The organism is Shimia sp., assembly GCF_022448905.1.
Taxonomy (GTDB): Bacteria; Pseudomonadota; Alphaproteobacteria; order Rhodobacterales; family Rhodobacteraceae; genus Shimia.
Genome location: NZ_JAKVCW010000002.1, coordinates 251469 through 265150 on the forward strand (window position 1 = coordinate 251469; position 13682 = coordinate 265150).

At 58.2% G+C, this 13682-nt stretch carries 14 protein-coding genes; 7 read left to right on the forward strand and 7 right to left on the reverse strand.

Features of this window, described 5'->3' with window-relative positions; translation table 11 throughout:
- Positions 1-55: 55 nt before the first annotated feature.
- From lon to tgt, 4 genes are all read right to left on the reverse strand, one after another.
- On the reverse strand, positions 56-2458 hold the full coding sequence (lon, locus tag MK208_RS02940; protein WP_294113721.1) for an endopeptidase La: 2403 nt from the start codon (positions 2456-2458) through the stop codon (positions 56-58).
- A 297-nt stretch (positions 2459-2755) separates the two neighbouring features.
- Complete coding sequence (locus MK208_RS02945) at positions 2756-3322, reverse strand: hypothetical protein (protein ID WP_294113722.1); 567 nt, start codon at positions 3320-3322, stop codon at positions 2756-2758.
- A gap of 75 nt (positions 3323-3397) precedes the next feature.
- The gene (locus tag MK208_RS02950; RefSeq protein ID WP_294113723.1) at positions 3398-3949 is read right to left on the reverse strand and encodes a hypothetical protein; all 552 of its coding nucleotides are present in this window, start codon (positions 3947-3949) and stop codon (positions 3398-3400) included.
- Between the two features lie 11 nt (positions 3950-3960).
- Entirely contained in the window at positions 3961-5091 is a 1131-nt protein-coding gene (gene tgt, locus MK208_RS02955; protein WP_294113724.1) for a tRNA guanosine(34) transglycosylase Tgt, read from the reverse strand.
- A 130-nt stretch (positions 5092-5221) separates the two neighbouring features.
- On the opposite strand from tgt, the gene MK208_RS02960 reads away from it, so the two are divergent.
- From MK208_RS02960 to MK208_RS02985, 6 genes are all read left to right on the forward strand, one after another.
- A complete protein-coding gene (locus MK208_RS02960; protein ID WP_294113725.1) occupies positions 5222-6106 on the forward strand; it encodes an SPFH domain-containing protein in 885 nt (294 codons plus the stop codon).
- Between the two features lie 3 nt (positions 6107-6109).
- Positions 6110-6385: a hypothetical protein gene (locus MK208_RS02965; RefSeq protein ID WP_294113726.1), complete on the forward strand. Its 276-nt coding sequence runs from the start codon at positions 6110-6112 to the stop codon at positions 6383-6385.
- Positions 6386-6584: 199 nt separating this feature from the next.
- Positions 6585-6959, forward strand: coding sequence for an SUF system Fe-S cluster assembly protein (locus tag MK208_RS02970; protein WP_294113727.1), 375 nt, complete (start codon positions 6585-6587; stop codon positions 6957-6959).
- A 28-nt stretch (positions 6960-6987) separates the two neighbouring features.
- On the forward strand, positions 6988-7386 hold the full coding sequence (locus MK208_RS02975; RefSeq protein ID WP_294113728.1) for an iron-sulfur cluster assembly accessory protein: 399 nt from the start codon (positions 6988-6990) through the stop codon (positions 7384-7386).
- Positions 7387-7455: 69 nt separating this feature from the next.
- Positions 7456-8199 (forward strand): triose-phosphate isomerase, encoded by a 744-nt coding sequence (tpiA, locus tag MK208_RS02980; protein WP_294113729.1) that lies wholly within the window; start codon positions 7456-7458, stop codon positions 8197-8199.
- Positions 8200-8203: 4 nt separating this feature from the next.
- Positions 8204-8818: a class I SAM-dependent methyltransferase gene (locus MK208_RS02985; RefSeq protein WP_294113730.1), complete on the forward strand. Its 615-nt coding sequence runs from the start codon at positions 8204-8206 to the stop codon at positions 8816-8818.
- A 238-nt stretch (positions 8819-9056) separates the two neighbouring features.
- On the opposite strand, the gene MK208_RS02990 is transcribed toward MK208_RS02985, so the two are convergent.
- From MK208_RS02990 to MK208_RS03000, 3 genes are all read right to left on the reverse strand, one after another.
- On the reverse strand, positions 9057-10436 hold the full coding sequence (locus MK208_RS02990; protein WP_294113731.1) for a TRAP transporter large permease: 1380 nt from the start codon (positions 10434-10436) through the stop codon (positions 9057-9059).
- Positions 10436-11101: a TRAP transporter small permease gene (locus tag MK208_RS02995; protein ID WP_294113732.1), complete on the reverse strand. Its 666-nt coding sequence runs from the start codon at positions 11099-11101 to the stop codon at positions 10436-10438. Before MK208_RS02995 ends, MK208_RS02990 begins: the two co-directional genes overlap by 1 nt.
- Positions 11102-11190: 89 nt before the next feature.
- The gene (locus MK208_RS03000) at positions 11191-12195 is read right to left on the reverse strand and encodes a DctP family TRAP transporter solute-binding subunit (RefSeq protein WP_294113733.1); all 1005 of its coding nucleotides are present in this window, start codon (positions 12193-12195) and stop codon (positions 11191-11193) included.
- A gap of 388 nt (positions 12196-12583) precedes the next feature.
- Here MK208_RS03000 and MK208_RS03005 point away from each other — a divergent pair, with 388 nt between their 5' ends.
- Positions 12584-13681 (forward strand): fatty acid desaturase, encoded by a 1098-nt coding sequence (locus MK208_RS03005; protein WP_294113736.1) that lies wholly within the window; start codon positions 12584-12586, stop codon positions 13679-13681.
- Position 13682: the final 1 nt, after the last annotated feature.

Consider the following 13682-nt stretch of genomic DNA (forward strand, 5'->3'; position numbering starts at 1 on the left):
AAAAAAAGGCGCGCCGATCTCTCGACGCGCCTTACATTTCAAAGCTTTGAGGACCTTAGTGCGCAGTCGCGCCGGCAGCTTCCTCTTTCTTGAGCTTCGCCGCAGCCGCTTCTTCTGCCGCCTCGTCCCACTCAATCGCCTCCGGCTCTTCTGTCAGCGCCAGCTTCAGCACCTCAGAAACGTGCTTCACCGCGATGATTTCCAGACCGTCTTTCACGTTGTCCGGAATATCCGCCAGATCCTTCTCGTTCTCCTGCGGGATCAGCACCGTCTTGATGCCGCCACGCAGCGCCGCAAGCAGCTTCTCTTTCAGACCGCCGATTGGCATCGCGTTACCACGCAAGCTCACCTCGCCTGTCATCGCAATGTCCTTGCGCACCGGAATGCCGGTCAGCACGGACACAATCGACGTCACCATCGCCAGACCCGCAGACGGGCCATCCTTCGGGGTTGCCCCATCTGGCACGTGCACGTGAATGTCGATCTTGTCAAAGACCGTTGGCTTCACGCCAATCTGAGGCGAGATCGAGCGCACATAGGAAGACGCCGCATCAATCGACTCCTTCATCACGTCGCCCAGCTTACCGGTGGTCTTCATGCGGCCCTTGCCAGGCAGCTTCAGACCTTCGATGTGCAACAGATCACCACCCACCGAGGTCCAGGCCAGACCGGTGACAACACCCACCTGGTTCTCTTCCTCGGCCAGGCCAAAACGGAACTTCTTCACGCCCAGGAAATCATCCAGATTGTCCGGGGTCACAGAAACCGTATCCGCATCGCCTTTGACAATCTTAGTGACCGCCTTCCGGGTCAGCTTCGCAAGCTCACGCTCAAGGTTCCGCACGCCCGCCTCACGGGTATAGGTCCGCACAATCTCCTGAATGGCCTCGTCCGACACTTCGAACTCGCCTTTCTTCAGACCGTGGTTCTTGACCTGCTTGTCGATCAGGTGCTGACGCGCAATCTCACGCTTTTCGTCTTCGGTGTATCCGGCCAGCGAGATGATCTCCATCCGGTCCAGCAATGGTCCCGGCATGTTGTAGGAGTTCGCCGTGGTCAGGAACATCACGTTGCTGAGATCGTATTCCACTTCAAGGTAGTGATCCACAAACGTGCCGTTCTGCTCCGGATCAAGCACCTCAAGCATTGCGGACGCGGGATCACCACGGAAGTCCTGCCCCATCTTGTCGATTTCATCGAGCAAGATCAGCGGGTTGGTGGTTTTCGCCTTTTTCAGCGCCTGAATGATCTTACCCGGCATGGAGCCAATATAGGTCCGACGGTGGCCACGGATTTCGCTCTCATCACGCACGCCACCAAGGCTGATGCGGATGAACTCACGACCGGTCGCTTTGGCCACGGACTTACCCAGCGAGGTTTTACCCACACCTGGAGGGCCCACAAGACACAGGATCGGGCCTTTCAGCTTGGACGAGCGCTGCTGCACCGCAAGGTACTCGACAATGCGCTCTTTGACCTTCTCCAGACCGTAGTGATCTGTATCCAAGACCTCTTGCGCCCGGCCCAGATCTTTCTTCACGCGGCCACGCTTGCCCCATGGAATGGACAGCATCCAATCCAGATAGTTGCGCACAACCGTCGCTTCCGCAGACATCGGGCTCATGTTTTTGAGCTTCTTCAGCTCGCCCTCAGCCTTCTCTTTGGCTTCTTTGGACAGCTTGGTTTTGGAGATCTTCTCTTCGAGCTCGGCAATTTCGCCTTCGCCCTCTTCCCCGTCACCAAGCTCCTTCTGAATGGCCTTCATCTGCTCGTTCAGATAGTATTCGCGCTGGGTTTTCTCCATCTGCGATTTCACGCGCGTCTTGATCTTCTTCTCGACCTTGAGCACGCTCATCTCGCCCTGCATCAGGCCATAGACCTTCTCCAGACGCTCGCTCACAGACAGGGTTTCCAGAAGCTCCTGCTTCTCGTTCACTTCAATGCCCAGATGGCCAGCCACAAGATCGGCCAGGCGCGCAGGCTCGCTGGCTTCCTCAACCGCGCTCAGCGCCTCTTCGGGGATGTTCTTTTTGACCTTGGCATAGCGCTCAAACTCGTCGCCAACAGAGCGCAGCAGCGCTTCGATGGTGGCGGCGTCACCCGGCATCTCGTCCAGATGCTCGGCACGTGCTTCAAAGAAGTCATCGTTTTCCAGGAAGTCGGTGATGGTCACACGGCTCTGACCTTCGACCAGCACCTTCACGGTGCCATCGGGCAGCTTCAGCAGCTGCAGCACATTGGCCAGCACGCCAGTACGGTAGATGCCATCGATATCCGGATCGTCCTCTGCGGGGTCCACCTGGCTCGACAGCAGAATTTGCTTGTCATCGGCCATCACCTCTTCAAGCGCGCGGACCGATTTTTCCCGGCCGACAAACAGCGGCACGATCATATGTGGGAAGACCACAATATCGCGCAGCGGCAGCACAGGATAAGATGTATTGAGGGGCTCAGTCATGAGTATTCCTTGTTCTAGCAAAGCGACACTGGTCCCACATGTGGCAACCGTCTGGTCCCTTTCCGTTTCCTCGGCTTATTGATTTGGGGAGCCTCATCCCCGCTTTCAACGGCGTTTTGTTGGTTGGACCACACAATGCCTTTACAGAACGTGAGGAACAAGGCGGGAAACGGTGATTGCGGCCAAAAAAATCTCACTGGTCGCTGTTGCAAAAAAGATCCCGTTTTGCGCCACGACACATGAAAAGGGACCAGATCGACATGCCGATCTGGCCTCCTCTAACCAAAACCCGTTGTTTTACTTGGAAAACACCAACTGCCGGATCGCCGCCCCCGTGGCCGGACCGCTCAGCCGTCCAACGGTCACCCCCTGCATCAGCTCGTCACTGATCACAAACAGGAACAGATCAAAATCCACCGTGCCGCCATTCTCCGGATAACTGCCACTGGCGTGCAATCGCGGCACCGTTTGCACGTCACAGCCGATCAGTACTGAAATCTCCTCGATGGTGAGAATGTCACCATCCTCAAGCGGGCTGTCCTTGGCGATCTCATAACGCCAGTTCTCACCCACATAGCGCGTCACCGGATACTCCCCGCCAATGTCGGTCGACGTGATGCGCCAGCCAATGCCCTTTGCATCGATCTTGGCATCCGACAAACCGCGCGGCGGGATAAACATCGGTTTGCCATTGATCACGGCCTTGCCAGCGGTGCTCTCCACCTTCCAGGTGCCCACAATCGCATCTTCCAGCAAGGCCTCTGTGTCGCCCTCTGACAGGTCACAAAACTCGGTTGCCCATGCCGGCGCTGCCAAAAGCCCAGCCAAAACTCCGGCCCACAGGCCGTTTCTAATACACATCATCAATCTCGTCCTTCAAATGGTAGACACGACCAACACGCGAAAATACACGCGCCGACTCTCGTGCCACCTTACGGATCACTCCGCAGGACGCAACAAAACCGTTTCCGTCATGAAAAGCACCGTTTCGTCGCTCTTGAGGGTCAGCTCTGAAATCTCCAGCACCCGATCGTCAAAATACGGCACCAGGGTGATGGTGCCAAACACGGTCACACCGCCCTCAAACTCCGGCAGCGTGATCTGCAACTGAGGCAACTCTTCCGGCCCGCACTGCGTGTCGCTCACCACATCGGCCAAGTCCGCGCGCTCTGTGGTGTCCAGAACATCATCCACACGGTCCACGTCATAGGGCTTTGGCGCTGCCCAGCGCAGCGCCACTTCTTCGCCCATGATGCTGTCCACAAAGCCGGAGTAGAATTGCCCCTCAGCATCGATCTCCGTGGCAAACATCCGCGCGGGCCGCACAAAGGACGTGGTGCTGCCTTCCACCGACGTGCTGCCCTCGCGCACCCAACTGCCCGCCAGGCGCTCATAGACCGCCGCCGGATCACTGACCCCACAAAACCCATCCGCCATCGCCGCAACAGGCGCACAAGCGACCAAGGCCGCTGCCATCAAAAACCGTTTCATCGCCTGTCTCCTTACAGCGGTTCGATGTCACCCTGCGCCCGCATCGCATGGAATTCCGTTTCCCAAGCCTCAAACGTGCAGGCCGCAATGGCGTCGCGCATCTCCTGCATGATCTGCTGGAAGTAATGCAGGTTGTGCCAGGTCAGCAGCATGCCGGAAATCATCTCATTGCTGCGGAACACGTGGTGCAAATACGCCCGCGAATAGTTGGAACACGCCGGGCAGGTGCAGCTCTCATCCAAGGGTCGCGGATCATCCGCATGGCGCGCGTTTTTGATGTTCACCACACCGCGCCGTGTGAACACCTGCCCCGTCCGCCCAGACCGGCTTGGCAGCACGCAGTCCATCATGTCGATGCCGCGTTTCACGGCGCCCACAATGTCGTCCGGCTTACCCACGCCCATCAGATAGCGTGGCTTGTCCACCGGCAGCATGTCCGGCGCATAGTCCAGACAGTCAAACATCTTCTCTTGGCCTTCCCCAACGGCCAAGCCGCCCACGGCATAGCCATCAAAGCCAATTTCTTTCAGCGCCTCGGCACTTTCCTCTCGGAAGTCCTGCTCCAACCCGCCCTGCTGAATACCAAACAGCGCATGTCCCGGCCGATCGCCAAAGGCATCGCGGGACCGCTGCGCCCAGCGCATCGATAGTCGCATGCTTTCCGCAATCCGGTCCCGATCCGCCGGCAGCGCCGGACATTCGTCAAAACACATGACAATGTCACTGCCCAAAAGCTTCTGGATCTCCATAGACCGTTCCGGCGTCAGCGAGTGTTTGGACCCGTCAATGTGGCTCTTAAACGTCACGCCTTTCTCGGTGAGCTTGCGCAGATCCGCGAGGCTCATCACCTGAAACCCGCCGCTGTCTGTAAGAATGGGCCGCTCCCAGTTCATGAATTTATGCAAACCGCCAAGCCGGTCAATCCGCTCCGCAGTTGGACGCAACATCAAGTGATACGTATTGCCCAACAAAATATCAGCGCCGGTCGCGCGCACGCTCTCTGGCATCATTGCTTTCACGGTCGCCGCCGTGCCCACCGGCATAAACGCGGGCGTGCGAATATCTCCCCGTGGCGTGTTGATCACCCCGGTGCGGGCTTTGCCATCCGTGGCATGCAGCGAAAACGAAAACTTTTCAGACATCTGAGACCTTCATCGGGGAGTTTGCGCAAAATTTCCCCCTCCTTACGCCGAACCTAGTAACTTGTAAAACACGCCAATGTGACCATATTCCAACCCATAGATAACAAACACTTTCTGGGGAGAGAGCATAATGAGCGAAGACCTGATCTTCTCGTTACTATCTGAAAACATCGTGATCCTGCTGGCCGCAGTGTTCCTGATTGTTGTGGTTCTGAAAGGTGTGCGCATCGTGCCGCAATCGGAAAAACACGTGGTGGAACGCTTTGGCCGCCTGCACTCGGTGCTTGGGCCTGGCATCAACTTTGTTGTGCCGTTTCTGGACGTGGTGCGCCACCAGATCTCCATTCTGGAGCGTCAACTGCCCAACGCCACCCAAGACGCGATCACCAAAGACAACGTGCTGGTGCAAATCGACACATCCGTCTTCTACCGCATTCTGGAGCCGGAGAAGACCGTGTATCGCATCCGTGACGTGGACGGCGCCATCGCCACCACCGTGGCTGGTATCGTACGGGCCGAGATTGGTAAAATGGACCTTGATGAGGTGCAATCCAACCGCGCCAGCTTGATCTCTTCCATTCAGGCCATGGTGGAAACCGCCGTGGATGACTGGGGCATCGAAGTTACCCGCGCCGAAATCCTCGACGTGAACCTCGATCAGGCCACCCGCGACGCCATGCTGCAACAGTTGAACGCCGAACGCGCCCGCCGCGCTCAGGTGACCGAAGCCGAAGGCCAAAAGCGCGCGGTAGAACTGCAAGCCGACGCCGAGCTTTATGCCGCAGAGCAAACCGCCAAAGCCCGCCGCATCGAGGCCGAAGCCGAAGCCTACGCCACTGGCGTTGTGGCCGAAGCCATCAAAAATAACGGCATCGAAGCCGCGCAATATCAAGTCGCGCTGAAACAAGTCGAGTCGCTGAACGCCCTTGGCAATGGCGATGGCAAGCAAACCATTGTCCTGCCCGCCGCTGCTCTGGAAGCCTTCGGCGACGCCTTCAAACTGCTGAAAGGATAACCCATGACAGACCTTCTCACAGCTTGGTGGGTCTGGCTCGCCGCCGCTCTGGTGCTGGCAATCCTAGAAGTTCTGGCCCCCGGTTTCATCTTCCTCGGCTTTGCCATCGGCGCCGCTGTGGTGGGCCTGGCCCTCCTGGGCCCGACCCAACTCCTGTCGGTCCCGATGATCCTGCTGGCCTTTGCCGCTCTCAGCCTTGTGGCCTGGCTGGTCCTGCGCAAGCTCTTTGCCCTCCCAAAGGGGCAAGTCAAAACCTTCAACCACGACATCAACGACTGATTGATAAAAGCGGGGCCCACGGGCCCCCTTTTGCTTTTTGGCGGCGAAAGTTAGGCCAGTCACCCGCACAATTTCACACCTCCGTGAAACAGCCACGATACCGACGCAATACCGATGCGCCAAATTCACCCATTCCGCCCACTGGACGAGACGTGCCAGTTTTCCTATATGAAACTCTCAGGTTATGGCAGGACACAGTATGACTCAGGCTCCCGATCCAAGTTCCGATCCCGTAGAAGGCACCCCGCTGATTGCGCCCTCCAGCGTCGATCACCCGTTGCATGAGCAAATCGTCGAAGCCTGCCGCTCCGTCTATGACCCGGAAATTCCGGTGAACATTTACGACCTTGGCCTGATCTACACCATCGAGATCAGCGAAGAGAACGACGTAAACGTGATTATGACCCTTACTGCGCCGGGTTGCCCTGTCGCCGGTGAAATGCCAGGCTGGGTGCAAGAAGCCGTGGCCGGTGTTGGCGGTATTCGTACCGTTGAAGTCGCCTTGGTCTGGGAGCCCCCGTGGGGCATGGAAATGATGAGCGACGAAGCCCGCCTTGAACTGGGCTTTATGTAACTTCTCAAACGGTTAGAAAGGAAAGTCGATGTTTGGCATTCCCGGAAAACAAGCTGTGACCATGACGCCAGCTGCGATCAAACAGATCGCCAAGCTCATGGACAAAGAAGGCCACGCCGGTCTGCGGATTGGCGTGAAAAAAGGCGGCTGCGCGGGCATGGAATACACCATGGACTACGTAACCGACCGCGATCCGCATGACGAAGTGGTCGAAACTGACGGCGCCGTGGTGATGATCGCCCCCATGGCACAGATGTTCCTGTTTGGCACCGAAATCGACTATGAGGTCTCGCTTCTCGAAAGCGGGTTCAAGTTCAACAACCCCAATGTCTCTGACGCCTGCGGCTGCGGCGAATCCATCAAATTCAAGGACATGGACGAACTCTCCGAGCAAGTTGCGGCAAACGGTGCGCCAAAACTGACCTGACGGCCTTGACCTAGGCCGCCCTGCCCCGCATGACTTGCGCAACAGGTCATTTCAGAAAAGGGGCACGTCATGCGACGCAAGCTGGCAGCAGGCAATTGGAAAATGAACGGCACCGCCGCCGCACTGGCGGAGCTTGAGGCCTTGGCCTCGCTGGCGACCTCTGATGGCACCGACATCCTGATCTGCCCCCCGGCAACATTGATTTCACGCGCCAAAGACGTGGCAGGTCCGGTAGCCATTGGCGGACAGGACTGCCATGCCAACACCAGCGGTGCGCACACAGGGGATGTGGCCGCGGACATGCTGAAAGACGCCGGCGCCTCTCACGTCATCCTCGGTCATTCTGAGCGCCGCGAAGACCATGGCGAACGCGACGAAGACGTGCGCAGCAAAGCCAAGGCCGCCTGGGACGCAGGCCTTGTGACCGTGATCTGCGTGGGCGAAAGCCTGTCAGAGCGCGAGGCTGACAACACGCTCGACATCATTGGCGGCCAATTGGCCGGCTCCATCCCAGACGGCGCGACAGGCGAAAATCTCGTGGTGGCTTATGAGCCGATCTGGGCGATTGGCACCGGCAAAGTCCCCACAATGAGCCAGATTGGCGAAGTACATGACTTCATGCGCATGCGCTTGGAGCGCCGCTTTGGCGAAGGCGTCGGCCGCACCGTGCCCCTGCTCTACGGCGGGTCGGTGAAACCCAGCAACGCCGAAGACATCTTTGCGGTGTCCAACGTGGATGGCGCACTAGTGGGCGGCGCCAGCCTGAAGGCCAGCGACTTCGGCGCCATCATCACCGCACTCGACGCAAGCTAACCGCATGGCCAAGGCGCCGCTCTCGTCCCTCTATGCCCAGTTTTCACACCGCTGGCACAGCGACATCACGCGCCTTGGCTACCCTGCCGCCTATGACGAACTCATGGCGGCCCTGCCTTCCACCACGCCCGCGCCAACCGTGATGGATGCAGGCTGCGGCACCGGCGCACTGGCGCAGGCTTGGCTCAAAACCAACCAGCCCCACAAGACGCTCCACATGTTGGACAGCTCTGAGGAGATGCTCTCTCAGGCCCGTGTCAACTTTTCGGCCACCCCAAAAACGGTATTTCACCAAGACATCCTTGGCAGCACCGCTATCCCCCAAAGCAGCTGCGATCTCTTGCTCTCCGCCCATGTGATCGAGCACCTCGACACACCGCAAGCCGGCCTAAGTTGGTTTGCCAGCCGCCTTCGCAAAGGCGGCCACATCGCCTTGTCAGTAAGCAAACCGCATTGGTGCACCGCTCTGGTGCGCTGGCGCTGGGGCCACAAAGCCTTCACGCCCTCAGACGTGCACAGCATGCTGACCGCCACAGGCTTCACCAACATCCAATCCGTGCCCTTTTCCAAAGGTCCCCCCAGCCGCACCAGCTGCGGCTACATCGCTTTACGCGCCTAACGTTTGAGAGGGCCGGGTCAAGGCGCGCGCCAGCGCCCGCGCAGCGGCCTGGCCTTGACGCGGGCCGCTCAAAACTCAACCTGGATACGGTGCGTTCAGGGCACACCTGCCCCTGAACCGCTTCTCAGCAAATTTCCCTGCCCACACCCTTTCAAAAAGAAACGACGCCCCATGTGGAGCGTCGCCTCTCATCTCATCTGAACAAAGCGCGCGGTCGCGCTCCGTTTACTCACCTGCGCTATTTGGTGATGATCTCCGGTCCCATGAAGGTGTTCGGCAAGAATGTCGAAATCCATGGAATATAGGTCACCATAATCAGGAAGACGAAGAGCACTGCGAGGAACGGCAGCGCCGCGCGTACCACAGACATCATCGGCATCCCGGCAACCCCAGAAGTCACAAACAGGTTGAGCCCCACCGGCGGCGTGATCATCCCGATCTCCATGTTGACCACCATAATGATGCCCAGGTGGATCGGATCAATGCCCAGCTCAATGGCAATCGGGAACACCAGCGGCGCCACAATCACCAGGAGGCCAGATGGCTCCATGAACTGCCCACCAATCAGCAAGATCACGTTCACCACAATCAAGAACATCACCGGACCAAAGCCCGCGTCCAGCATCGCACCTGCGATCTGCTGCGGCACTTGCTGCTCGGTCAAAACATGCTTCAGGATCAGTGCGTTGGCGATCACAAACAGCAGTGTGATGGTCAGCTTGCCCGCTTCAAACAGCGTATGTTTGGTGTCGCCATGCACAAAAGCCGTGAGCAACGCGTAAGGCTTTTTGAACAGGGAGACTTTCTGGCCACCGTTGTTCTCCGCCGCCAATGGCCCCATGTCTTTGTAGACAAAGCAGGCGATCAGGAAGGCATAGACCGCAGCAACAGCTGCCGCCTCGGTAGGTGTGAACACACCGCCGTAGATGCCACCCAGAATGATCACAATCAGGAACAGGCCAAAGGCAGCATCGCGACCGGAGGCAAAGATCTCGCCCCAGCCCAGCCAGTCTCCTTTTGGCAGGTTCTTGACCTTCGCCATCACGTAGATGGTGATCATCAGCATCAGACCTGCCATCAGGCCCGGGATCACACCCGCAAGGAACATCCGGCCCACGGAGACTTCCACAGCCGCCGCATAGACCACCATCACGATGGACGGCGGGATCAGGATGCCCAAAGTACCCGCGTTACAGATCACACCGGCAGCAAACTCCTTGGAATACCCCACCTGACGCATGCCCGCGATCACAATGGAGCCGATGGCCACAACGGTTGCGGGCGAGGAGCCAGACAAGGCCGCAAACATCATACAGGCAAATACGCCCGCAATCGCCAAACCGCCCGGCAAATGGCCGACACAGGCGATGGAGAAGCGGATGATCCGCCGCGCCACACCACCTGTGGTCATGAAGGACGACGCCAGAATGAAGAACGGGATCGCCAGCAGGGTGAAGTGGCCTTCAAATGCTTCAAACAGCGTGCCTGCGACCGAGGCCAATGTGGCATCAGAGAAGAACAGCAAGAACAGGATCGAGCTGAGGCCAAGGGACACCGCGATCGGCACACCGATCAGCAGGAGGCCAATGACCATGGAGAATAGTAGAACAACTTCCATCAGTCGTGCTCCCCTTGAAGTGCACGCACTTCTTCAATTTCGTCTTCCACCTCGTGGCTCGCCACTAGACGGTCGGTCTGACCGCGGAAAATCTGCATGGTCGCTTGGAAGAAGCGATAGGTCAGCAGCAGCATGCCAATTGGCAGCACGATATACGGCACCACTTTGGGCAGCTTTTCGTACTCATCGCCGTAGTTGATCAGGTCCTCAAGGAACTGGAACATGCCAATCATCGGCACGTCCTGCACCTCATAGAAGGACTGGCTGCGGAACTTCTCGGCAAACCCGGTCGGGAACCAGCGGCCGGAGGTTGGCGGCAGGTCTGCAAAAACCGCCCAGTAGTCATAGGCGCCTTTCAGCATCAGCACCGCATAGGCCAGACAGGCCGCCGCCGCGATCAGGCCAATGATGCGCGCCACGGCCGGGCTGACCATATTGATGATCACATCCACGCCCAGATGCGCATGTTTCTTGACCGCATAAGAGGCGCCCAGAAGCACCAGCCAGGCAAACAGGAAGACGGTCGCTTCCAAGGCCCATAGAATGTTGGAGTTAAAACCGAACCGGGCAATCACATTGGCAAAGGTAATCAATGTCATCATGCCCAGAAAAAACGCGATCAGCGTTTCTTCAATCCGGTCCACAAAGGTATGCTTGGTTTGCATTGTCCCGCGTCCCGTGAGTGTTTTTGTTTGCAAAACGGGCGGGCCATTTGCGGCCCGCCCGCTCTGTGATTTTAAGTTAAGTCAAAGACTTACATGGAGGCGTTGATCGCCTGTGCCGCATCAATGTTCTCTTGACCCACATCGTCGGAGAACTTGTCCCATACCGGCTTCATGGTGTTTACCCACTCTTCGCGCTGTGCCGCGTCCAGAGTGCGGATGGTGCCACCGGCGTCGATGATGGACTGCTTCGCCGCTTGGTTCACCGCATAGGATTCTGCGTTCCGGGTGGCGGTTACTTCGTTGAAGATGGTCAGGAATTCTTCACGCACATCCGCTGGCAGGCTGTCGAGCCAGTCCACGGAAGCCACAACCAAATAGTCCAGAATGCCGTGGTTGGTTTCGGTCACACCGTCCTGCACTTCGAAGAACTTCTTGCCGTAGATGTTGGACCAGGTGTTTTCCTGACCGTCCACAACGCCCTGCTGCAGCGCGCCATACACTTCGGAGAAGGCCATCTTCTGTGGGGAGCCACCCATGGCTTCCATTTGTGCAACCAGCACGTCAGAAGACTGTACGCGGAACTTCAGACCGTTGGCATCCGAAGGCACGTTCAGCGGCACGTTTGCGGACATCTGCTTCATGCCGTTGTGCCAGTAGCCCAGACCCTGCAGGCCGCGGCGCTGCATGCTGTCCAGCATCGCTTGACCGTTGTCAGACGCTTGGAACGCGTCCACAGCGGCCACGTCTTTGAACATGAATGGCAAGTCAAACAGGCGGAACTGCTTGGTGAACTTTTCAAACTTGGACAGCGAAGGTGCGGCCAGTTGAACGTCGCCCTGCAGCATCGCTTCCAGAACTTTGTTGTCGTTGTAGAGCGTGGAGTTCGGGAAAACCTCCATGCACATCTTGCCGTTCATCTCTTCGTTCACGCGCTTTTCCAGCAACGACGCGGCAATCCCTTTGGGGTGCTTGTCAGTGTTGGTCACGTGGCTGAACTTCACAACGATCTCGCCGTCGTCACAAGCTGCGGACGCAAAGCTCGCCCCGGTCACGGTCAGCGCCAGCGCGGTGGCAGCAGTTGTCAGAAATTTCATATCGGTTTCCTCCCAGAATTTGTCCGATGTCCTCCTCACGCCCCTAAAGCGTGCGATGACAAAACTGTGACTGTCGGCGAAAGCCCGCTCAACAGTTTCTTTATCTTTGCGCCTATCTCTGCGTTATTTTGTTTCTTTGCAGATGGTTATGCCAAAAACGTGGTAGACCACCCGGCGCGTAAAACCATCACCCGTGCGATTTCCCGCACAGCGCTTTTGGGACTTGTGCGGAAAACCGCACAGCGACTCTGCTGGGCAGATGCGCGCCCCAGGCGCACTTCCAACGCGCCCACCCCGGGATATTTGAAATTAGAAGAAGCCCGGTCATTGACCCCACCTTTGGGCCGCGCCAGGGTAAGGCATCGATTTTTTGTGAGCCTTTTTTGTGATGACCGCCCAAGCCCAGCCCTCGCGCCCGAAAGGCATTTCGCCCCAGTCCCGCCGCCACAACGAGATGCGCAAAGCTGCGCTGGCGGCGCATCCTGAACTGGCGGCACTGTCCGGCACACAACCGCTCACAACCCTGGCACTACCGGTGTTGCTGGCGGTGCACTGGAGCATCGCCTGGCTGGTGTCCGGTCAACCGATCTGGGTGATTGGCCTCACCGCCTTTCTGATTGGACAGTTGGTCTACCACTCTGCCGCCAGCCTCATTCACGAAACCTGCCACAAGCTGGTGTTCCGCGACCCCACGCCAAAGCTCGCCTTTGATCTTGGGTTGGAGTTCATCCTGACCTCCTTCGGCAAACAGCTCACCTACCAACACCAGCACGTCACCAGCCACCATCCCTTTGTCGGTGACTATGACAACGACTACGAACACGAGGACCTATGCGCCCTGCAAGCCCGCTTTGCCATTGGCCGCACCCATCCCGTGCTGCAAAAACTGCTCACCGCCCTGACGCTCGTCCTGCACGCACTGCCACTTGGCTCCATCTTCATCGCCGACAAAATCCTGCCACCGCTCTACGCCAAAGCCTCCGGCCGCCCCGTGCGCGACCCGCAGCCGCGTTTCACCGGCACCTCCGCCACCTCCACCGAAATGCGCCCTTACATCGTGGTCTCCGCGCTCTCCAACATCATAATGCTCGTATTGCTGGGTCCATGGGCCCTGCTCTACCACCTCTGGTCGCTCTCCTTCTTCCTTGGCAAATTGGGCATCTCCAACCTGGGTCAATCGCTCACCGAACATCCCGGCGATGACGATGCGAACCCCACGCGCTCCACCTATGGCCCCATCAATTGGCTGCTGTTCAACACCGGCTACCACAACGAGCACCACTCCTTCCCCAACGTGCCCTGGACCCGCCTGCCAACCCTGCACCGCACTGCCCCGGAAGTGTTTCACGCCGAGGCGGAGCGGAGTTATCTTGGCGCCTGGTGGGACCACGTGCGACAAGACTTCACCGCCTCCCGCAAACTCAAGCTACACGACAAAGACCACCTCTCCCGCTGCCAAGGCGAGAAGGCCACCCCAGCCGAGTGAT

Excerpts from the sequence above, each read along its gene's own strand:
- lon (WP_294113721.1), bottom strand. The coding sequence starts at position 2,458 with ATGACTGAGCCCCTCAATACATCTTATCCTGTGCTGCCGCTGCGCGAT.
- MK208_RS02945 (WP_294113722.1), bottom strand. The coding sequence starts at position 3,322 with ATGATGTGTATTAGAAACGGCCTGTGGGCCGGAGTTTTGGCTGGGCTT.
- MK208_RS02950 (WP_294113723.1), bottom strand. The coding sequence starts at position 3,949 with ATGAAACGGTTTTTGATGGCAGCGGCCTTGGTCGCTTGTGCGCCTGTT.
- tgt (WP_294113724.1), bottom strand. The coding sequence starts at position 5,091 with ATGTCTGAAAAGTTTTCGTTTTCGCTGCATGCCACGGATGGCAAAGCC.
- MK208_RS02960 (WP_294113725.1), top strand. The coding sequence starts at position 5,222 with ATGAGCGAAGACCTGATCTTCTCGTTACTATCTGAAAACATCGTGATC.
- MK208_RS02965 (WP_294113726.1), top strand. The coding sequence starts at position 6,110 with ATGACAGACCTTCTCACAGCTTGGTGGGTCTGGCTCGCCGCCGCTCTG.
- MK208_RS02970 (WP_294113727.1), top strand. The coding sequence starts at position 6,585 with ATGACTCAGGCTCCCGATCCAAGTTCCGATCCCGTAGAAGGCACCCCG.
- MK208_RS02975 (WP_294113728.1), top strand. The coding sequence starts at position 6,988 with ATGTTTGGCATTCCCGGAAAACAAGCTGTGACCATGACGCCAGCTGCG.
- tpiA (WP_294113729.1), top strand. The coding sequence starts at position 7,456 with ATGCGACGCAAGCTGGCAGCAGGCAATTGGAAAATGAACGGCACCGCC.
- MK208_RS02985 (WP_294113730.1), top strand. The coding sequence starts at position 8,204 with ATGGCCAAGGCGCCGCTCTCGTCCCTCTATGCCCAGTTTTCACACCGC.
- MK208_RS02990 (WP_294113731.1), bottom strand. The coding sequence starts at position 10,436 with ATGGAAGTTGTTCTACTATTCTCCATGGTCATTGGCCTCCTGCTGATC.
- MK208_RS02995 (WP_294113732.1), bottom strand. The coding sequence starts at position 11,101 with ATGCAAACCAAGCATACCTTTGTGGACCGGATTGAAGAAACGCTGATC.
- MK208_RS03000 (WP_294113733.1), bottom strand. The coding sequence starts at position 12,195 with ATGAAATTTCTGACAACTGCTGCCACCGCGCTGGCGCTGACCGTGACC.
- MK208_RS03005 (WP_294113736.1), top strand. The coding sequence starts at position 12,584 with ATGACCGCCCAAGCCCAGCCCTCGCGCCCGAAAGGCATTTCGCCCCAG.